Origin of the sequence: Bacteroides zoogleoformans, from assembly GCF_002998435.1 — a bacterium.
GTDB classification, from domain to species: Bacteria; Bacteroidota; Bacteroidia; order Bacteroidales; family Bacteroidaceae; genus Bacteroides; species Bacteroides zoogleoformans.
The window spans coordinates 2,232,767-2,251,546 of the sequence record NZ_CP027231.1 but is presented as its reverse complement, the minus strand read 5'-3'; the positions used below and the strand labels follow the sequence as shown (position 1 = coordinate 2,251,546).

General features: G+C 48.4%; 20 protein-coding genes and 2 tRNA genes. 17 read left to right on the top strand and 5 right to left on the bottom strand.

Annotated elements, in window-relative coordinates; genetic code table 11:
• Positions 1-76: 76 nt before the first annotated feature.
• Positions 77-856, bottom strand: a complete 780-nt coding sequence (istB, locus tag C4H11_RS09280) for an IS21-like element helper ATPase IstB (protein ID WP_106040164.1) — start codon at positions 854-856, stop codon at positions 77-79.
• A 10-nt stretch (positions 857-866) separates the two neighbouring features.
• The gene (istA, locus tag C4H11_RS09275; RefSeq protein ID WP_106042995.1) at positions 867-2,438 is read right to left on the bottom strand and encodes an IS21 family transposase; all 1,572 of its coding nucleotides are present in this window, start codon (positions 2,436-2,438) and stop codon (positions 867-869) included.
• 255 nt (positions 2,439-2,693) lie between these two features.
• Here istA and C4H11_RS09270 point away from each other — a divergent pair, with 255 nt between their 5' ends.
• From C4H11_RS09270 to C4H11_RS09210, 13 genes are all read left to right on the top strand, one after another.
• A complete protein-coding gene (locus C4H11_RS09270; protein ID WP_234819925.1) occupies positions 2,694-3,086 on the top strand; it encodes a potassium channel family protein in 393 nt (130 codons plus the stop codon).
• 201 nt (positions 3,087-3,287) lie between these two features.
• The gene (locus C4H11_RS09265; RefSeq protein ID WP_164996524.1) at positions 3,288-4,514 is read left to right on the top strand and encodes an AAA family ATPase; all 1,227 of its coding nucleotides are present in this window, start codon (positions 3,288-3,290) and stop codon (positions 4,512-4,514) included.
• A 6-nt stretch (positions 4,515-4,520) separates the two neighbouring features.
• Positions 4,521-5,141 (top strand): hypothetical protein, encoded by a 621-nt coding sequence (locus tag C4H11_RS09260; RefSeq protein ID WP_106041435.1) that lies wholly within the window; start codon positions 4,521-4,523, stop codon positions 5,139-5,141.
• A gap of 329 nt (positions 5,142-5,470) precedes the next feature.
• On the top strand, positions 5,471-6,673 hold the full coding sequence (locus C4H11_RS09255; RefSeq protein ID WP_106041432.1) for an IS110 family RNA-guided transposase: 1,203 nt from the start codon (positions 5,471-5,473) through the stop codon (positions 6,671-6,673).
• 289 nt (positions 6,674-6,962) lie between these two features.
• A complete protein-coding gene (locus tag C4H11_RS09250) occupies positions 6,963-7,370 on the top strand; it encodes a transposase (protein WP_106041429.1) in 408 nt (135 codons plus the stop codon).
• A gap of 317 nt (positions 7,371-7,687) precedes the next feature.
• Positions 7,688-7,858: a hypothetical protein gene (locus C4H11_RS14325; protein ID WP_205729964.1), complete on the top strand. Its 171-nt coding sequence runs from the start codon at positions 7,688-7,690 to the stop codon at positions 7,856-7,858.
• Positions 7,855-8,586 (top strand): DUF4271 domain-containing protein, encoded by a 732-nt coding sequence (locus C4H11_RS09240; RefSeq protein WP_106041427.1) that lies wholly within the window; start codon positions 7,855-7,857, stop codon positions 8,584-8,586. Before C4H11_RS14325 ends, C4H11_RS09240 begins: the two co-directional genes overlap by 4 nt.
• A gap of 4 nt (positions 8,587-8,590) precedes the next feature.
• Complete coding sequence (locus tag C4H11_RS09235) at positions 8,591-9,343, top strand: uroporphyrinogen-III synthase (protein ID WP_106041425.1); 753 nt, start codon at positions 8,591-8,593, stop codon at positions 9,341-9,343.
• Positions 9,344-9,472: 129 nt separating this feature from the next.
• The gene (rnpA, locus tag C4H11_RS09230) at positions 9,473-9,865 is read left to right on the top strand and encodes a ribonuclease P protein component (RefSeq protein WP_106043298.1); all 393 of its coding nucleotides are present in this window, start codon (positions 9,473-9,475) and stop codon (positions 9,863-9,865) included.
• Complete coding sequence (yidD, locus tag C4H11_RS09225) at positions 9,862-10,083, top strand: membrane protein insertion efficiency factor YidD (RefSeq protein WP_106041423.1); 222 nt, start codon at positions 9,862-9,864, stop codon at positions 10,081-10,083. Before rnpA ends, yidD begins: the two co-directional genes overlap by 4 nt.
• Complete coding sequence (locus C4H11_RS09220) at positions 10,080-10,742, top strand: TatD family hydrolase (RefSeq protein ID WP_106041421.1); 663 nt, start codon at positions 10,080-10,082, stop codon at positions 10,740-10,742. Before yidD ends, C4H11_RS09220 begins: the two co-directional genes overlap by 4 nt.
• Positions 10,743-10,806: 64 nt before the next feature.
• Positions 10,807-12,099 (top strand): tyrosine--tRNA ligase, encoded by a 1,293-nt coding sequence (gene tyrS, locus C4H11_RS09215; RefSeq protein ID WP_106041419.1) that lies wholly within the window; start codon positions 10,807-10,809, stop codon positions 12,097-12,099.
• A 91-nt stretch (positions 12,100-12,190) separates the two neighbouring features.
• Positions 12,191-12,261 (top strand) — tRNA-Gln (locus C4H11_RS09210).
• Between the two features lie 341 nt (positions 12,262-12,602).
• On the opposite strand, the gene C4H11_RS09200 is transcribed toward C4H11_RS09210, so the two are convergent.
• Positions 12,603-12,674: transfer RNA gene (locus C4H11_RS09200), tRNA-Met, on the bottom strand.
• 140 nt (positions 12,675-12,814) lie between these two features.
• Here C4H11_RS09200 and C4H11_RS09195 point away from each other — a divergent pair.
• From C4H11_RS09195 to C4H11_RS09180, 4 genes are read left to right on the top strand one after another with little or no spacing between them, the layout of a single operon-like run.
• Positions 12,815-13,405, top strand: a complete 591-nt coding sequence (locus tag C4H11_RS09195; protein WP_106041415.1) for a TetR/AcrR family transcriptional regulator — start codon at positions 12,815-12,817, stop codon at positions 13,403-13,405.
• 24 nt (positions 13,406-13,429) lie between these two features.
• Entirely contained in the window at positions 13,430-14,176 is a 747-nt protein-coding gene (fabG, locus tag C4H11_RS09190; protein ID WP_106041413.1) for a 3-oxoacyl-[acyl-carrier-protein] reductase, read from the top strand.
• 12 nt (positions 14,177-14,188) lie between these two features.
• Entirely contained in the window at positions 14,189-14,875 is a 687-nt protein-coding gene (locus C4H11_RS09185) for an RluA family pseudouridine synthase (RefSeq protein ID WP_106041411.1), read from the top strand.
• Between the two features lie 2 nt (positions 14,876-14,877).
• Positions 14,878-17,415 (top strand): S9 family peptidase, encoded by a 2,538-nt coding sequence (locus tag C4H11_RS09180; RefSeq protein ID WP_106041409.1) that lies wholly within the window; start codon positions 14,878-14,880, stop codon positions 17,413-17,415.
• Between the two features lie 11 nt (positions 17,416-17,426).
• Here the strand turns inward: C4H11_RS09180 and C4H11_RS09175 are convergent, their stop codons facing one another.
• Together C4H11_RS09175 and C4H11_RS09170 are read right to left on the bottom strand one after the other, a co-directional pair.
• Positions 17,427-17,702, bottom strand: a complete 276-nt coding sequence (locus C4H11_RS09175) for a hypothetical protein (RefSeq protein ID WP_106041407.1) — start codon at positions 17,700-17,702, stop codon at positions 17,427-17,429.
• Positions 17,703-17,894: 192 nt separating this feature from the next.
• Positions 17,895-18,434, bottom strand: a complete 540-nt coding sequence (locus C4H11_RS09170) for an HU family DNA-binding protein (protein WP_106041405.1) — start codon at positions 18,432-18,434, stop codon at positions 17,895-17,897.
• Between the last annotated feature and the right edge of the window lie 346 nt (positions 18,435-18,780).

The following is an 18,780-nucleotide window of genomic DNA, read 5'->3' as shown; positions in this document are numbered from 1 at the left end:
CCATCTTGGCCATAATATGATTGCCCCTTTAAAGTCCTGGTGATAGGGGTCAATTTTATTTTATCCTTTTGATTCTCTAGTTTTTCTTAGACCTTAACTTGCGCATACTTTCACCGTACAACTCAATGGTATGGGCCGTATGAATGATTCGGTCAAGGATGGCGTCGGCTATTGTCGGATCACCAACCATGTCATACCAGTTGGACGATGGGTACTGCGAGGTTATGATAGTGGATTTCCTTTCATGCCTGTCCTCAATAATTTCGAGCAGGATGGGACGTTCCTTGGCATCAAGAGGTACAAGAAACAGGTCGTCAAGGATGAGTAACTGGCAACGCTCAATCTTCTTGAGCTCAGTTTCAAGTGTACCTTTGACTTTGGCAACCTTCAGTGCACCAAGCAGTTTGGGTGCATTGGCATAGAAAGTACGGAATCCCCTTTTGCATGCCTCGTGGCCAAGGGCACATGCCAGATAGCTTTTCCCTGTACCTGAAGAGCCGGTAATGAAGAGGTTCTGCCCCTTATGTACAAAGTCAAGGGTGGCGAGGCGTTCCATCTGATTGCGCTCAAGGCCCCGGTTTGTGGCATAGTCAATCTGTTCGAGATAAGCCTTGTATCGGAACGCCGCATTCTTAGTAAGCCGCACTATGGCAGCCTGGGCACGGTAATCCCATTCGCGTGCAAGGAGCATGGAAAGGAAGGTGTCCGCGGTCATGGACTGTGGAGTGGTGCCGGCAAGGCTTTCCCTGAAAGCCTCCGCCATACCGTGTAATTTCATGCGGCTCATCAAATCCAGTGATATGGTGTTCTGGTCTTGTTGTCCCGTTACGGGAGCTGTCTTATTATTTATTTCCATAATTTTAGCTTTATTGTTCCTGTTTGTCTTTTCTGTAATAGTCACGTCCACGTATATTCTTGTGGGTCAGTGGTGTCGGGGATGTCATGTCAGGCTGTATCCTCCCGTCCTCATCAGGAAGGAAATCCGCGTCTTCTCCCAGTTCAAGCACCTCGCGTAAGGCCTGATACCCGTATTGTAGCTTCTGTTCTGCGCAGGCGCAGGCAGCGACCAAACGGTCACGGCCGTATTTTTTCTCCAGCGTCAGTATGCCCCGACAGGATCTGAACGCTTTTGGAGGATATTGCATGACACGCTCCACTTCCCGGAGATAATTCAATACGATATTGTCTATTTCCGAGGCACGTCGGAAGAGTTCCTCAAGATCCTTGTCATAAGGACCATAGTGCCCCGGCAGGTTGTGCTCCTTTTTCCATGAATAGGTGTAGGGTATGTCACAGCGGTCGTGGATGGCGACAAGGTTCATGCTACAGTATATTTCCACCGTATCGGCATCATAGAGAATCGTCACACGCCTTCCTGCATATTCCTTCGGGACACTGTAATGGTGCCTGAACAACGAGACGTAGGAGTTCTTGCCCACGGTCATGAGTTTTCTCTCTTTCATCACGTAGCGTTTCTTAGGAAGCGGACGGAGATAGTCTTTCTCTCCACGCAGGAACATCTCCTTACGTGACGCCTCCCGACCGGCCATCACCTTTTCGTTGAAATCAAGCAGGGAAATACGGATGGCGGTATTGAGACCGTCCAGGCTGGAGAATGTCATCCCCTCTATGTCAAGGTAAACGGAACGGTAGAGAAGTTTCACGGTATTCTCAACCAGGGCCTTGTCCTTGGGGTGGCGTACACGGGCAGGATAGACTGCACAACCGTAATGCTCGGCAAAGGCGGCGAAATCATCATTGATGACCGGCTCGTTACGGTCGCTCCGTGTGACAGCTGCTTTCAGATTGTCGGGAACGATGGCCGCCGGGACACCCTCAAAATATTGCATGGCGTTCTCACATCCCCTTATCAGGTCTTCCTTGCGTTGTGACCATACGGCCTCACAGTAGGTATAATGACTGAACGGCAGGACAGCGACAAAGACCTCGGCCTTCTTCGTCTCGCCTGTCATCTCATCGACAACTTCAAGCCTGTCACCGGCAAAATCAACATACATCTGGTCGGCGGCATAGTGCTCGACATGGCCGACGACCTTGATGTGGAACTTGTACTGGCGGACTGCCCGCTTGAAGGAAGACAGCTGAAGACCGTCAGGATATTCAGCATGATACTCCTTAAACAGTTTTCTGACACTCATCCCTTTGCGTGTCAGGCGGGATACATATCCGGGAAGCAAAGCCTCTAATTCAATCCTTTTGGAAGAAGGCTCCCGACGTCGGGATTCCGTACCGCCAAACATCTCATGCAACTGCTCCTCGGAAAGGGAGAGAAGATGATCGATGCTTTTCCCACTTGAAAGGAACAGACGGACATACTTGCGGACAGTGTTACGGGAAGTATGGAACGTGGATGCCGTTTCCTTGATACCCATCCCTGCCGCATAACATCTTAAAATGTTCTTGATTCTTTTATTCATTTGCATAGATTTTATTATTACCCCTTACACCAGGACTCGGGTTCTCAAATCTACACAAAAAAAACTCTAACGACACTTGTACTAAGTGGTTAATGTTATTTTGGCCAAAAGGGGCAATCATATTATGGCCAAGGTGGGCAATCCTGTTTGGCCAAAAGGGTCAAAGTAGAGTGGCTTTTCCACCTTCCTACAATCAACCTGATAGCTCCAACATTCAAACTGGCACGTTTGTCGCGATTGCTTCGATTGTTGAGAGTGATAAAGGTTATTAGATACTTCGAACCTTTGGAAGTCATTCTGTCAGTTATTAAGAGACAAAAGACAATCCTCTGTACAGTTCTATCATTGGCTGTTTTCTACATATTTGTTACGGCGATGATTATGTTTAATGCTGAGGAGGAAATAAATCCAGAAACAGGACGGTATTTATTTGACAATTTTTTTGATGCTTTCTACTGGGCGGCATGTACTTTGACGACTGTCGGTTATGGCGATTTATATCCTATTTCTGATGTAGGACGAGTCATTAGTATTATATCTTCAATGGTTGGCATAGCTATTATAGCTTTACCTTCTGGAATTATTACTGCTGGATATATGGACGAAATTAAAGAACGCAAGAAGAATGAGGCTGCAAGAAATATATAAGGTTATAGACAAGGAAAGTGAATACTACAGACCTGTAATACTCATTATAAACATCAGTTTGTCTTTGATGTAATTACGTTCAAGCACTAAAAATGATTAATTAAGATGCAACTCGCGCAAAAATATTTGCGTGAGTTGTTTTATTTTTGTATCTTTATGGCGGTTTTAAGCGTCACTGACGCAAAAATATTTTCGCGAGTTATGATTATTGACAGTTTTATCATCGAGGGTATCTCCAACATCGGGCATGTGCGGTTGGATGTTGGGGAGATGAATGCACTCATCGCCCCTAACGGATATGGCAAGAGCAACGTGCTCCGTGCCATCAGTTTCGGATTGTATTTCCTGAATGCCAATGAGGAAACAAAACGGCAGATGCTATCAAGCCGCTATCTTCCCATCAACATTGCCATGCAGGGCTGCAAGTTCCACTTTGAGATTCACGGTCGCATAGAACGTGATGGTCGAACTAATATAGTTCAGTATGGCTATGAATGCCAGTGGGCAGAGGGTATAGTTCCCGGTTATTCCCTTTCAGAATGGCTAAGGATAAAAGCCGAGGACGAACAGCGTTTCCGACAGCTCATTAATCGCAAGAATGGTTACTACGCTTTGATAGTACCATCGGCTACAGGCCGGTGCAACAAACCATATCCAACAACACCCCAACAGCTTGCACTTCCATTGATTGCAGGTGGCAGCTTATATCTGTCAGACTTAGCCAAGCAGATTTGCGACATCAAGATTCCAAATCTGGAGACATTGGACAATCCCGAATCCTACTTCTCTGTTGATGGTGGAAAGGGTATCTCGCTGTTAGGAGGGATGACATTGAGCGAATACATCTATCGACTGAAAGAGACGGATGCTGACAACTTCAGCATACTGTCCGACGGCATCAGACAACTTATCCCAGGTGTGGTATCATTCGAACCTGACGAGATTACGCTGAGCGACGGAAGGAGCAAAGTCTATGATATACGTGTGCAGGAAGAGTTCAACTCGCAGCCTACCAGCATTCGCCTGTTGTCAAGCGGCAGCAAGCGCATGATATTCCTTTTCACGCTGTGTATGGCAGCGCAGAAGCAGAACATACCGATGATTATGGTGGAAGAACCCGAAAACTCCGTCCATCCACGATTGATGGAGAACCTGCTGTTGACACTTCAAACATATGCCTCGAACACCAAGATTCTGATGACAAGCCACTCGCCTTATCTCATGCGCTATATGCAGCCCGACCAAATGTATTTCGGCTTGCCCAAGCATGATGGACTTGCACACTTTGCAAAGGTCAATCCGTCAAAGCTGAAATATCTATATAAGTATGCAGGTGACATGGAACTGACTTTCGGTGAGTTTATGTTTGACTTCATGCTCGACATGGAAGCGGATGATGAGAAACTGGCAACCTTCTTCAAACAGTAAGCGACTATGGTAAAGAAGAAACAGACGAAGCTGCCGCCACATGTGCTGCTATTTGTTGAGGGAGATACGGATGAAGTGTTCTTCAAAGCACTTATAGACTATTACGCATCAGTGAGTACTCAACCGCTGTTGCAACATGATGTCTGCAACCTGAAAGGCGTTACCCGATACTCCAGCAAGTTGTTGGCGAAGTTGAAGAATGAATATCTGCCTATGGCTCGTAATAACGGCTATGCGATTAAGACGGTCTGCTGCTCATATGATACAGATGTCTTTGAAGTCAAGCAGCCTCAGATTGTAAAATGGGATGCGATTGGCAAGAGTATCAAGCGCATGGGTATTGAAGAGTTTATCCGTGTGGGCGTGAAGAGTTCCATCGAGGACTGGATTCTCGATGATGTTTCAGGCATCTGTCAATACCTTCATCTGAAACAAGTTCCATCAGGATTGAAGGGTGCGAATGGTTACCAGAAGATGCTGGACTTGTACAGCAAGGCACGAAGAACCTACAAGAAGGGCTACGAGACGAAGGAACTTATCAGTTCTCTCAATATGAGAGCTATCCGAGAAAAGCGTAAGGAAGCACTTGCACCATTGGAGAATGCCTTAGGGGTGGTATTGCCATAACTATAAACGACAATGGGCATCCTTGACAGCATATTCGGCTCTTCCGACATTTCGAGTGATGGTATGTTAAAGAAGAAAACCGCTGAACAAATTGTATATTTGAATAACCACAAACAAATGTACATTTATGAACAGCAGTTTTCTATATCATGCGTGGGGGCTATACAATCACAAATGCACCCGTGAGGAATACAAAATTATATAGAAAAATCGAGTTTTTCTATACCGGCGTAATAAAAACCGAGGCCGGCCCACAAACTCAGCTTCATGCTTCGTTTAATTGTTACGAATGTCCTATATTTAAAGAGTGTAACTAAAAAATCTCAAATATGGACAAAGACAGAATCGTGGCCGGCCTCGATGTGCACAAAGATACAGTTTATCTCTGTGTGTTGGACACTGCAGAGACCGTTATTTTTGCAAATGTTTATGGCACATTAACTCCGGATTTGCAACTTATGTGTTCGGATATGGTTCCTCATGGGGTGACAGAGGCGGCAATGGAAAGCACTTCGACCTATTGGGTTCCGGTGTGGAATGCCTTGTGCGATAGCATGTCGCTCAAATTGGTAAATCCTTATTTTATAAAGCAGCTTCCCGGTCGCAAGAGTGATGTGAAAGATGCCCAATGGATAGCGGAGTGTCTGTTGAAGCATCTGATTCGGGGAAGTTTTGTGCCGGAGAAGACCGTGCAGGATATGCGCAAGTATAACCGTCGCATCTTCGACCTGAATGAAGACCTGACGTATAACACCAATAAATTGGACGCTGCTTTACAGCGATGTGGTTTCCGGTTAAGTAACTATGTATCCCGCGTCAATGGAAAAAGTTATCAGAAGTGCGTCCGTGCGATAATAACCGGGATAACAGCCCCTGAGGAGTTGGTGAAACTCATTCATGGAAAAACTCTACGTAAATACGGACTTAACATCATAAAGGATGCCGTAACGGGTGACTTTCACCAGGCAGACATCTGTTTATTAAAGCAATACGCAGAGCTTATAGACGTAATCGGGCGACAAATCGAAGAATGCAGGAATGCTCTCATTGCCATGTGTCAGGAGCATTGCCCGAAACAATTCAAACGTCTACAGAGCATCCCCGGTGTTAAAGAACGCACAGCTTCAGCTATAATTGCGGAGACCGGGGCTGACATGAAACCGTTTGAAAAAGCAACAAATCTTGTTGGATGGTGTGGATTGAAACCACGCAATGATATAAGCAACAATAAAGTCAAGAGTAACAGGACGACGCATGGGAACCGATTTCTGCGTCAGATATTGGTTGAAATATCCCGGGTCGCATCAAGAACCCGAAACTGCTTTTCCTCAAACTTCAGCTGCGTGCAATGCACCCAACGGCATAAGAACAAGATGAAGATACAAGTAGCCATCGCCCGAAAGTTATTAGTCGCGGTATGGCACATGCTGACAAAAGAAGAGGATTTTATGGATGTTTATCTCAAGCGTCTTGAAAAGGAGGCGGAATGGCAAAATAAAATCCGGGAATTAGAATCGTTATTGGTCGGATAGACCATTCCGATAGACCTCTATAGACAACATAATTACCTTTGTGCCGCCACATGAGCGCGTTTACAAAATTATTGCATCCATAGAGGGATTGGACACCGGCGTAGTCCTTCCAGGCTGAAGAGGAAAGTAAAAAACTTTATTAGTACAGACGACAAAATACTTGTCGTCTAAAGAGACTTATGGGAAAAGTTTACAAGCTATAATATAACCAAAGGAATACGAATCGGTTAAATATGGATATATAATAGATGGAGATTTTTCTTTTTAGAGGAAAGGCACGAGATACCTCCTGTTAAGCAATGGTGAGGACATCTTTGACAAGGAATATAAAACGAGGCTTGACAATGCTCTGGACATGAACAAGCCTCTCTCGCAGGCATATTACCTCAAGGAGCAGCTCCGGGAATTTTGGACACAGATCAACAAGGAAGAGGCGGAGAAAGTAATGCTGGATTGGGTAAACCAGGCTAAAGAGAGCGAAGTGCCACAGCTGATGAAAATGGCTGCAACCATTATGGCGCATCGAACGGGAATACTCGCATGGTACGACTGCCATATCTCTACCGGCAAAGTGGAGGGCATCAACAATAAGATAAAAGTAATGAAAAGGAATGCGTACGGATTCAGGGATGAACGATACTTTGAGCTTAGGCTTTATGCACTACACGACTGCCGTATCACTCGAAATGTCGGATGAGCCTTTTAAAAGAGCTCCGGAAACCTATCAAAAAAGAGAAGGAAGAATAAGTACTATACTGATCCTACATGAGTCGTATACTGATGTAGGATCAGTCGTATGCTGAAAGTACATCAGTAGTATACTGTTCCTACCCCCTCCGGAATGTGTTCTGACAGGGGGTTCCCGATTTATCGACTTCTTTGTCGAGGAAAATTCCTAAATGACAAATAATCATTACACTATCACACTTTTGTGAATTGATACTCCGAATCGTTTCAGATTTCCTTGAAATCATGTACCTTTGCAGCATCTGCCCAAAAGGTTGGAACAAAACGATGAAGAAGATAGATTCCGTATGCGTATATTGTGCATCGGGCACAAAAACAAACCCTGCTTATTTCAACGCAGCCCGCAAGACAGACACTTTGTCGGGGCGGAAACGCCTGCGCCTGATATACACATTCCTCCTATGGAATATTTCCATTCGTAAATCCGAGGCCATATGACAAAGATATTGATGATTTGGGCAGTAACGGCAACGGAAGGAATTCCCCTTCCATACTCTCCGCAGATGGACAACAGCATCACCATTACTCTGCTGTGCTGCTTCTTTCTGTCGGCCTACGTCTTGTCGCGTAGCCGTAAGTTTCTGGCCCAGCTGGTGAAAGATTTCCTGTTCCACCGCGAGCGTACCAGCATCTTTGCCACCTCTACCGCAGCCGACATGCGCTATATGCTGTTGCTCATATTGCAGACTTGTGTGCTGGCCGGTGTATGCATTTTTAATTATTTCAATGATATGCGGCCGGAACTTGTACATCATATTTATCCCGGAATCTTACTTGCCGTATATATCGGAATATGTATTTTTTACATAGTAATGAAATGGCTGCTTTACTCCTTATTGGGTTGGATTTTTTTTGACGGAAATACCACATCGCTTTGGTTGGAATCCTACTCCACACTACTTTATTACATCGGTTTTATCCTTTTTCCCTTTACTCTTTTCATTGTTTATTTCGACTTAAGCCTATATTCCGCAATAATAATCGGGCTTATTTTGGCCTTTTTTGCTAAAATATTGATGTTTTACAAATGGATAAAACTTTTTTATCAAGATTTACATGGCTGTTTACCTTTAATTTTGTACTTTTGTGCCCTTGAAATTACACCTTGTTTCGTTCTATATCAAGGCATGGTGTTATTAAATGATTATTTGATAATAAAATTTTAGGACGTTGAAAATTAAGAAAGTACTTGTGTCGCAGCCTAAACCGGCATCGGAGAAATCTCCTTACTACGACATCGCCGAAAAGTATGGTGTGAAAATAGATTTTCGCCCGTTTATCAAAGTGGAAAGCCTTTCAGCGAAAGAGTTCAGACAGCAGAAAGTTTCTATTCTTGATCATACTGCCGTTATTTTCACTTCGCGCCATGCCATCGATCACTTCTTTCACCTTTGCAGCGATTTACGCGTGACAGTCCCTGAAACCATGAAGTATTTCTGTGTGACGGAGGCCGTTGCTTTGTATATACAGAAGTATGTACAATATCGCAAACGTAAAATCTTCTTTGGCAATACAGGGAAAATAGACGACTTGATACCTTCCATGATAAAGCATAAAGCTGAAAAGTACTTGATACCGATGTCGGATGTACATAATGACGATATAAAGAATATGCTGGACAAGCACAAACTGCAACACAGCGAAGCGGTGATGTATCGCACTGTCAGCAATGATTTCGGTTCAGACGAGACGTTCGACTATGACATGCTGGTATTCTTCAGTCCGGCGGGCGTCACCTCCTTGAAGAAGAATTTCCCTGATTTTGACCAAAAAGAAATCAAGATTGGCACGTTTGGTTCCACCACCGCTCAGGCTGTCCGCGACGCCGGACTTCGTTTGGACTTGGAAGCGCCCAGCATACAAGCACCTTCGATGACGGCAGCCCTTGATATGTTTATCAAAGAGAACAATAAAGGGAAATAATCCCCTTATTGGTAAGAGACAGCAAATTACGAACCACAGATTACGGAAGCATAGTGTGTGAAGACAATGGTGCATACGTAATTCATGGTTCGTAATTTGATTTTATAACCTATGAAATTCTATAATAAAGTGGCAAATACTCTGCACAAATCCGAAAGGTTGGACAAGAAGAAAGTGATAGAGAAGATGTTTGCGGGAGGCTCGCATTCGTTTTCAATCTTCCCCTTGCGCGTGGTATATCTGCCGGTAGAAGAATTGGAAGCGACGGCTTCCATCTTGGTGAGTGTTTCCAAACGCCGTTTCAAGCATGCGGTGAAACGCAACCGGGTGAAACGTCAGATACGCGAGGCCTATCGCGCCAATAAACATGAGCTGCTGAGCGTTCTGGCCGAGAGACAATGCCGTCTGGCCATCGCTTTCATCTACCTTTCCGACCGCCTTGAAGATTCTTCCCTCATTGAAACCCGCCTCAAAACAGCTTTGGCTCACATCGCCGAAAAAGTAACGTCATCGGAGCCATGAGAAGCCTACTTTCATATCTGTTGCTGCTTCCCATTTATTTTTACCGGAAGTTCATTTCACCCATGACCTCTCCATCGTGCCGTTTTACTCCCACCTGCTCTCAATATGCCATAGAAGCCATCAAAAAGCATGGACCTTTCAAAGGGCTGTATCTCGCCGTGAGGCGCATTCTGCGCTGTCACCCTTGGGGAGGCTCCGGTTATGACCCCGTGCCATGAATATACCCCTCGACATACATACGCACCGACTGCCGCAAACACCCGGAGAGGCAATTGTAAACTGCAGCCCCGAAACGTTTCTTCCGCAAGAAGGGGGATGGTATTCGGTGGGAATACATCCTTGGTCTCTTCATATTGACCCCGAAGCATCCTCCTCCCACCCCACCCTGAGCCAACGCATGGAATGCCTTGAAGCCGTGGTGCGACATCCCCAAGTGTTGGCAGTGGGCGAAGCAGGATTAGACAAACTGACGGCGGCTCCCCTGTTTCTGCAGATGGAAGTCTTCGAGCTTCAGGCACGCTTGGCCATGAAAGTCCACAAACCTTTGGTGATTCACTTAGTGAAGGCTGTTGCCGAAGTATCGGCTTTGAAGCGTACGCTACTTCCCGCCAATCCGTGGATAATACACGGATTCCGCGGGAAAGCGGCATTGGCAGCGGATTTTCTGCGGCATGGCTTTTATCTTTCCTTCGGAGAAAAATATCAGGAAGAGGCTCTTCGACTGATGCCTGCCGACCGTCTGCTCATCGAAACGGACGAAAGCACAGTTCTCCTTGACAAACTCTACGCACGAGCCGCCGCGTTGCGAGGCGTCAGCTCCTGCGAGCTGAAAAAGACCGTAGAAAGAAATGTCAGCAAACTCTTTTTTAAACAATAAGAGTTTGTATCTTCAAAGAAAGTGTCGTATTTTTGCGAAAACAATTTAATAAGATAATCATTCGATGAATTTTGTAGAAGAACTAAAATGGCGTGGAATGGTGCACACGATGATGCCGGGCACCGAAGAACTATTGGCTAAAGAGCAAGTTACGGCATACGTAGGTATTGACCCTACAGCCGATTCTTTACACATCGGCCATTTGTGCGGCGTAATGATGTTGCGCCATTTACAGCGTTGCGGCCACAAGCCTTTGGCACTTGTGGGAGGGGCAACAGGCATGATAGGCGACCCGTCGGGCAAGTCGGCGGAGCGCAACCTGCTGGACGAAGAAACCCTCCGCCACAATCAGGAATGCATCAAGAAACAGTTGGCCAAATTTCTTGACTTTGAGAGCGACGCACCCAACAAGGCGGAATTAGTGAACAACTACGACTGGATGAAGGAGTTCACCTTCCTTGACTTTGCCCGCGAAGTAGGCAAGCATATCACCGTGAACTACATGATGGCGAAAGAATCGGTACAGAAACGCCTGAACGGTGAAGCCCGCGACGGTCTTTCGTTCACGGAGTTCACTTATCAATTGTTGCAGGGCTACGACTTTCTGCATTTATATGAGACCAAAGGCTGCAAGCTTCAGATGGGCGGTTCCGACCAGTGGGGGAACATCACGACCGGTGCCGAACTGATTCGCCGCACCAATGGCGGTGAAGTGTTCGCATTGGTCTGTCCGTTGATTACGAAAGCCGATGGCGGCAAGTTCGGAAAAACAGAATCGGGAAACGTATGGCTCGACCCTCGCTACACCTCTCCTTATAAATTCTATCAGTTCTGGCTCAACGTGAGCGATGAAGATGCGGCACGCTATATCAAAATCTTCACTTCATTGCCGAAAGAAGAGATAGAAACCTTAACGGCAGAGCATGCCGGAGCTCCTCACTTGCGCGTGCTCCAAAAGCGTCTGGCCAAGGAGGTAACCATCATGGTTCACTCCGAAGAAGATTATAATGCAGCAGTAGAGGCCTCTAACATACTCTTCGGCAACGCCACTTCCGAAGCCCTGAAAAAGTTGGACGAAGATACGCTGCTGGCCGTGTTCGAGGGTGTCCCCCGGTTTGAGGTGTCGCGCGACGTGTTGTCTGCCGGCGTAAAGGCAGTAGACTTCCTTGTGGACAACGCCCCCGTATTCACTTCCAAGGGCGAAATGCGCAAGCTGGTGCAAGGCGGCGGTGTTTCGCTGAACAAAGAGAAGCTGACCACTTTCGACCATATGCTTACAACAGCCGATTTGCTGAACAATAAGTATCTATTGGTGCAACGCGGAAAGAAAAATTACTACTTAATCTTCGCCAAATAAGGAAGCTATAGAAAAATAGTCCTGGAATATTTGGATATTTCGGGACAGACTTCTATCTTTGCACCGCTTTTTAACAGAAAGCACAGAAGTTTGGACTATGGTGTAATGGTAGCACAACAGGTTTTGGTTCTGTTTGTCCAGGTTCGAATCCTGGTAGTCCAACGCCGAAAGCAAGTCTTGAAAGAGGCAACTCTTCCAAGACTTGCTTATTTTATATGCTTAGCAATACCTTTGCCGCCTATCCGTTCAAATACGACACGCAGCTTCCAAGACTTGCTTATTTTCATATGCTTAGCAATACCTATATATGCTTAGCAATAACCTACCGAAAGGCGAAATATGGGGGGGGAAGCAGCACGAAAATAGGAAGACTGCACAAAAATAGGAAAGCCGCACGAAAACCCGGTTGCACGGGCTGCCTCTTTCTTGTCCGACTTTTGTCCGACCTTTTAAAAGCAGAAAAGGATAAACCCTTGAAACGAAAAGGTTTATCCTCACTTTAGTTGCGGAGGCCTGATTCGAACAGACGACCTTTGGGTTATGAGCCCAACGAGCTACCACTGCTCCACTCCGCGATGTTGTTGTTTTGTGGTCGCAAAGGTACGGCTTTATTTCTAATCTGCAAATAAAACGCATATTATTTTTCCTGTTCCTTGTGAGATATGTAGAAATGTCTTACTTTTGCTCAAATAATCAAGCTATGTGCAATCAAACTATGACCGTATCGAAGACAAAAGCTAAATTAGTGGATGTCGCCCGCCAGCTGTTTGCAAAGATGGGCGTCGAGAATACCACGATGAACGATATCGCCCTCGCTTCCAAGAAAGGCAGAAGAACGCTCTATACCTATTTCAAGAGCAAGGAAGATATTTACATGGCTGTTGTGGAGTCGGAACTGGACATCCTTTCGGATATGATGAAGCGTGTGGCGGAGAAAGACATCTCGCCGGATGAGAAAATGATGGAAATGATATACACCCGTCTGGATGCGGTGAAAGAGGTGGTGTTTCGCAACGGGACGCTGCGGGCCAACTTCTTCAGGGATATATGGAGAGTGGAGAAAGTGCGCAAGCGTTTTGACGCGAAAGAGATACAGCTCTTCAAAGACGTGCTCAGCGAAGGCGTGGAAAAGGGGGTGTTTCAGATTGATGACATCGATATGACCGCCGCCATCGTGCATTATAGCGTGAAAGGGATAGAAGTGCCCTACATTCGCGGCTGGATAGGCGCCGATTTGGACGACGAGGTCCGCGGAGACTATGTGAGCCGCATGGTGCTCAGTGCATTGGGGAAGAAAAACTTATAAACAAATCATAAATAATTGAAGAATATGGGATTATTAACAGGAAAGACAGCCATTGTCACCGGTGCCGCTCGCGGCATTGGCAAAGCCATCGCGTTGAAGTTTGCTCAAGAAGGAGCTGATGTTGCGTTCACTGACTTGGTGATTGACGAGAATGCCGAGGCCACGGTGAAAGAGTTGGAGGCATTGGGCGTAAAAGCCAAGGCCTACGCGTCGAACGCCGCCAATTTTGAAGACACAGCCAATGTGGTGGCAACCATTCAGAAAGACTTCGGACGCATCGATGTTCTGGTGAACAATGCCGGCATCACGCGCGACGGACTGATGATGCGCATGAGCGAACAACAATGGGACATGGTCATCAACGTAAACCTCAAGTCGGCATTCAACTTCATTCACGCCTGCACGCCCATTATGATGCGTCAGAAAGCCGGCAGCATCATCAACATGGCGTCGGTGGTGGGTGTCCACGGCAATGCGGGGCAAGCCAACTACGCCGCTTCCAAGGCCGGTATGATTGCTTTGGCCAAGTCCATCGCACAAGAGCTGGGCTCGCGCGGCATCCGTGCCAACGCCATTGCGCCGGGGTTCATCATGACGGCCATGACCGATGCCTTGTCCGATGAGGTAAAGGCCGAATGGGCCAAGAAGATTCCTTTGCGTCGGGGCGGTACGCCCGAAGACGTGGCCGACGTAGCCACTTTCCTGGCTTCCGATATGTCATCCTACGTGTCGGGGCAAGTCATCCAGATAGATGGGGGTATGAACATGTAAACAAGCTGCCGTATGACTGTCGTATACGAGGACAATCATATCATTATAGTCAACAAGACCGCTTCCGAGATAGTTCAGGGAGACAAGACGGGCGATACGCCGCTTTCGGAGACCGTGAAACGGTATCTGAAAGAGAAGTATCAGAAACCCGGCAATGTCTTTATCGGTGTCACCCACCGGCTGGACCGCCCCGTGAGCGGTCTTGTCGTTTTTGCCAAGACCGGCAAGGCGCTTTCGCGGCTGAACGAGATGTTCAAGAACGGCGAGGTGAAGAAGACCTATTGGGCGGTGGTGAAGAACCCGCCTCCCCAAGACGAGGGGGAGCTGGTGCACTACATGGTGCGCAACGAGAAGCAGAACAAGAGCTATGCCTACGACCGCGAGAAGCCGGGCGGCAAGAAAGCCGTTCTGCACTACCGGCTCATCGGGCATTCGCAGAGCTACTGCCTGCTGGAGGTAGACCTGAAGACCGGGCGCCATCATCAGATACGCTGCCAGCTGGCAAAGATGGGATGCCCCATCAAGGGCGATTTGAAATACGGCTTTCCGCGTTCCAACCCCGACGGCGGCATCAGCCTGCACGCGCGGCGCATCCGTTTCGTGCATCCGGTGTCCAAGGAACGGATAGAGATAGAAGCGCCCACCCCCGCCTCCGACGGCTTGTGGCAGAGTTTTGAAACGAATCTTATAACTGAATAGCGATGAAAAGACTTATGATTTTATCGGGGCTGCTCCTGATGGCGGGATTGGCAGTCCGGGCACAAGAAAGAGTTGCCGAATACAAAGTACGTCCTGCCGTTGCAGTACGAACTCCCCTACAGGGAGACAGCATCAACTTCAAGGGAGAAAGGTTTACGCCTGCCGACCTGCTGAAGACGAAAATCAGTCTCGATTTCGACGCACATCCCTCCGAGCGCGTCTCTGCCGACACCGCAGGCTACGTCACCGTGGCGAAGGCGGATAAAGACCATCTGGTCTACCTGTTTTCCACCCATCTGCGGGCGGAACGTTTCCTGAAAGGCAAGCTGAACGTCTATTCGCCCGTCCGCTTCGAGGTGTTCGTCAACGGTGAATCGCGGCAGTCCAAAGACACGGCGGAAGACAGCCTGTCGCAGGTGCGCCCCTCCGTAGTGAGCCTGCGCATGGAGCCGGAAGCAGACTGCGTGGTGGTCATCAAGCTGCTCTCTTCGGCCGACGATAAGATGCAGCCGATGCTGAAGTGCGAGTTCGAGAAAGAGAAAGACTTTGCCGAGGTCGTTTGCCGGATGGCGCCCGACTTGCAGCGGCGCCTCTCTTTGTTCGAGACCAACTTCGGCTCGCGGGTGAGGTGGGTCTCCCTTTCGCCCAACGGCAAATACCTGCTGACCTGCTACTCCGACAACTATGGCGTGAAGCGTTCCAAAACCCGTTGCGAGCTGACCGAGGTGAAGACCGGGCGGGTGATATTGCCCAGCGCCAACGAGCGTATGCGTTGGATGCCACGAAGCAATAAGCTTTATTATACGGTTGTGGGTAAAGAGCAGAATGACTTGGTGGTGTTCGACCCCGCCACCATGCGCGAGGAAGTCTTGTTGAAGAACGTTCCCGAAGAGCACTTCACTTGGTCGCCTACGGAAGACTGCCTCATTTATACGCTGACGGATGAAGGCGAAAAGGTCGCCGGGCCGTTGAAGCGACTGTTGCATCCGGACGACCGCATACCCGATTCGCGCAACCGCTATTATCTCATGAAGTACGATTTGTCGACGGGACTTTCCGAACGCCTCACTTATGGCAGCCACAGCGTCTATCTGAACGATATTTCTCCTGACGGGAAGAAGCTGCTGTGCAGTACATCCAAATCGAACATCACCGAGTGTCCGTTCTCGCTTTCTTCTTTGTTCGAGATAGAATTGTCCACTTTGAAGACCGATACTTTGGTGGGCTGGGACGCTTATATAGGGGGGGCTTCTTATTCTCCCGACGGCAAGAAGCTGCTGCTGACCGGCGGGCCGGATGCCCTCGGAGGCATCGGACGCAATTGTGACCCTCATCCCATTGCCAACAGCTTCGACACACAAGCATTCATCTTGGACTTGACAACGCAGAAGTTAGACCCTATCACACGAGACTTCAACCCGACAGTAACTCCCTTGCAGTGGAACCGTGTGGACGGTTGCATTTATTTCAATACCACCGACGGAGACTGCCGGAACATCTATCGCTATTCTTTGAAGACCCGCCGGTTCGAAAAACTGCCACTTGAGGAAGATGTGATTTACAATTTCTCACTGGCCGAAGACAATCCTTCGGTTGCCGCCTATGTGGGAGGAGGAAACACCGGCACGGGAGCGGCTTACATGTATGATGCCAAAAAGCAGACCTCCGCTTTGCTTGCCAATCCCATGAGCCTCATCTTGGAGAAGATAGAATTGGGCAAGATGGAAGAGTGGGACTTTACGGCGGCAGACGGCACGACAATCAGGGGCATGATGTGCCTGCCTCCTTCTTTCGACCCGGCAAAGAAATACCCGCTTATCGTTTACTATTACGGCGGAACGCTGCCCTCCACGCGCGGCATCACCTCGCCCTACTCCCCCCAACTCTTTGCCTCGCGCAACTATGTGGTCTACGTCCTCCAGCCCAGCGGCACCATCGGCTACGGGCAGGAATTCTCGGCCCGCCACGTCAACGCTTGGGGCGACCGCACGGCCGACGAGATTATCGAGGGTACCAAGAAGTTCTGCGCCGCCCACCCCTTTGTCGACGCCAAGCGCATCGGCTGTCTGGGAGCTTCCTACGGCGGATTCATGACGATGTATCTGCAGACCAAGACCGACCTCTTTGCCGCCGCCGCCTCGCATGCCGGCATCAGCAACGTGGCCAGCTATTGGGGCGAAGGCTATTGGGGATATTCGTACAACTCCGTGGCCGCCGCCGAGAGTTATCCGTGGAACAACCCCGACCTCTTCACCAAGCACGGCGCCTTGTTCAATGCCGACAAAATCAAGACTCCGCTCTTGCTGTTGCACGGCACGGCGGACACCAATGTGCCCATCGGCGAGAGCATCCAGATGTACAACGCCCTGAAGATTCTGGGCAAACCGGTAGAGCTCATCACCGTCGAAGGCGAAAACCACTTCATCCTCGACTACGACAAGCGCGTGTTGTGGCACAACTCCATCATGGCATGGTTTGCCCGCTGGCTGCAGAACAGCCCGGCGTGGTGGAACGACCTGTATCCCGAAAGGCATTGGTGAGTTAGTGATTCCTAACCCCCATTTATCAGCCTCGCCGTCGCATCCACTAACCGGTATCTGCGGCACACCTCGAGGATGATTTTCTGTGGGATGTCCGTCACCATCGGATGCTTCTGTCCATCTCCGCAAACCACATGTCGGAGGGGCAGTTGCGGATATATGGCGTGCAATATCAAGGCCGAGCGGTCATAGGCCGTGAATGCCTCGCCCGTCATGTCGATGTTTATCAGGCAACTCTTGCGGAATTTCGCCGCACGTATTCTTTTGATAGTTCGATAGGGGGCCATGGTAGTAGTGTTTAACGGTTAGTCGATGAGCGGTTAACGATGGGTGATGAACGGTTAACGATGAGTGGTGAACGGTGAGCGGTGAGTGATAAGTGGTGAGCGCTGTTCGTGTGGCTTTGAAGCTTTCTGTTTTTCACTCACCACTCACTAATCGCTCACCACTGACAACTAACCACTAACCGCTAACAACCGCTAACCAAGCGGATTCTCTCCTTGGCCGCCCGAGCCGCCGGGAGTACCGCCGCCCGTGCCGCTACCGCCTGTGCCGCCGGGCGTAGGTTCGGGAATCCCTTTCGCTTTGCGGTAGTCCGCCAGCGAGGCGTAGTTGATTTTGTTTTCCAGTACGCCGCCGTTCTCGTAGCTGATGCCTTGCAGAGTTCTCTCACGCAGTTCTTTGGCGGGGGTGAAGACGATGCGGGGCGATTTTATCATCTGCCCGGCATTGAACTTGTCGATGTCTTCCACGCCCTCACTCTTGAAGGTGAGGCGGAATGTACCCATTCCGGGCACGTTCACCGTGTGACCCTGCTGAAGCTGTTGCGGGATGAATGCTGCCAGCAGCTCCATGGCGGCCTCCATCTCGATGGGCGCCGTGGTGGTGTTCTCCGTGGCGGCACGGGTCATGGCTTTCTGCGCCAACGGTTTTGCGCTGTTGGGCGTGGCATACCATTTGGCAGGTTCGCTTTTCTTTTGCGGATTTTTCTTCCGCACTAATTTGTAATTTACACTCATAGTTTGATCTCCTATTTGTTAAATGGTTAATAAAAATATACTACATCCTTTCGGATGACTCTCTTTCTTCGGTTCATACCCCGCGATGACATACGTATGTCGTTGGCGGTGACATACGTATGTCGTGCATGACGAGACACGTATGTCGTGCCTCATGAGATACGTATGTCGTGACCATTGAGATACGTATGTCACGGGCAGGTAGATACGCATACCGCAACCGGGTTTGTATATGTTTCATTGTCAGCATAATACGCACATATAAAGTTGTTATTTCCGTATCATCGGAGCATCCTGTTTATGAGATAACTCTCTTCTTCAGACGGCATACACCGATAAATTTGCT

Excerpts from the sequence above, each read along its gene's own strand:
- istB (WP_106040164.1), bottom strand. The coding sequence starts at position 856 with ATGGAAATAAATAATAAGACAGCTCCCGTAACGGGACAACAAGACCAG.
- istA (WP_106042995.1), bottom strand. The coding sequence starts at position 2,438 with ATGAATAAAAGAATCAAGAACATTTTAAGATGTTATGCGGCAGGGATG.
- C4H11_RS09265 (WP_164996524.1), top strand. The coding sequence starts at position 3,288 with ATGATTATTGACAGTTTTATCATCGAGGGTATCTCCAACATCGGGCAT.
- C4H11_RS09260 (WP_106041435.1), top strand. The coding sequence starts at position 4,521 with ATGGTAAAGAAGAAACAGACGAAGCTGCCGCCACATGTGCTGCTATTT.
- C4H11_RS09255 (WP_106041432.1), top strand. The coding sequence starts at position 5,471 with ATGGACAAAGACAGAATCGTGGCCGGCCTCGATGTGCACAAAGATACA.
- C4H11_RS14325 (WP_205729964.1), top strand. The coding sequence starts at position 7,688 with ATGAAGAAGATAGATTCCGTATGCGTATATTGTGCATCGGGCACAAAA.
- C4H11_RS09240 (WP_106041427.1), top strand. The coding sequence starts at position 7,855 with ATGACAAAGATATTGATGATTTGGGCAGTAACGGCAACGGAAGGAATT.
- yidD (WP_106041423.1), top strand. The coding sequence starts at position 9,862 with ATGAGAAGCCTACTTTCATATCTGTTGCTGCTTCCCATTTATTTTTAC.
- C4H11_RS09220 (WP_106041421.1), top strand. The coding sequence starts at position 10,080 with ATGAATATACCCCTCGACATACATACGCACCGACTGCCGCAAACACCC.
- tyrS (WP_106041419.1), top strand. The coding sequence starts at position 10,807 with ATGAATTTTGTAGAAGAACTAAAATGGCGTGGAATGGTGCACACGATG.
- C4H11_RS09195 (WP_106041415.1), top strand. The coding sequence starts at position 12,815 with ATGACCGTATCGAAGACAAAAGCTAAATTAGTGGATGTCGCCCGCCAG.
- fabG (WP_106041413.1), top strand. The coding sequence starts at position 13,430 with ATGGGATTATTAACAGGAAAGACAGCCATTGTCACCGGTGCCGCTCGC.
- C4H11_RS09185 (WP_106041411.1), top strand. The coding sequence starts at position 14,189 with ATGACTGTCGTATACGAGGACAATCATATCATTATAGTCAACAAGACC.
- C4H11_RS09180 (WP_106041409.1), top strand. The coding sequence starts at position 14,878 with ATGAAAAGACTTATGATTTTATCGGGGCTGCTCCTGATGGCGGGATTG.
- C4H11_RS09175 (WP_106041407.1), bottom strand. The coding sequence starts at position 17,702 with ATGGCCCCCTATCGAACTATCAAAAGAATACGTGCGGCGAAATTCCGC.
- C4H11_RS09170 (WP_106041405.1), bottom strand. The coding sequence starts at position 18,434 with ATGAGTGTAAATTACAAATTAGTGCGGAAGAAAAATCCGCAAAAGAAA.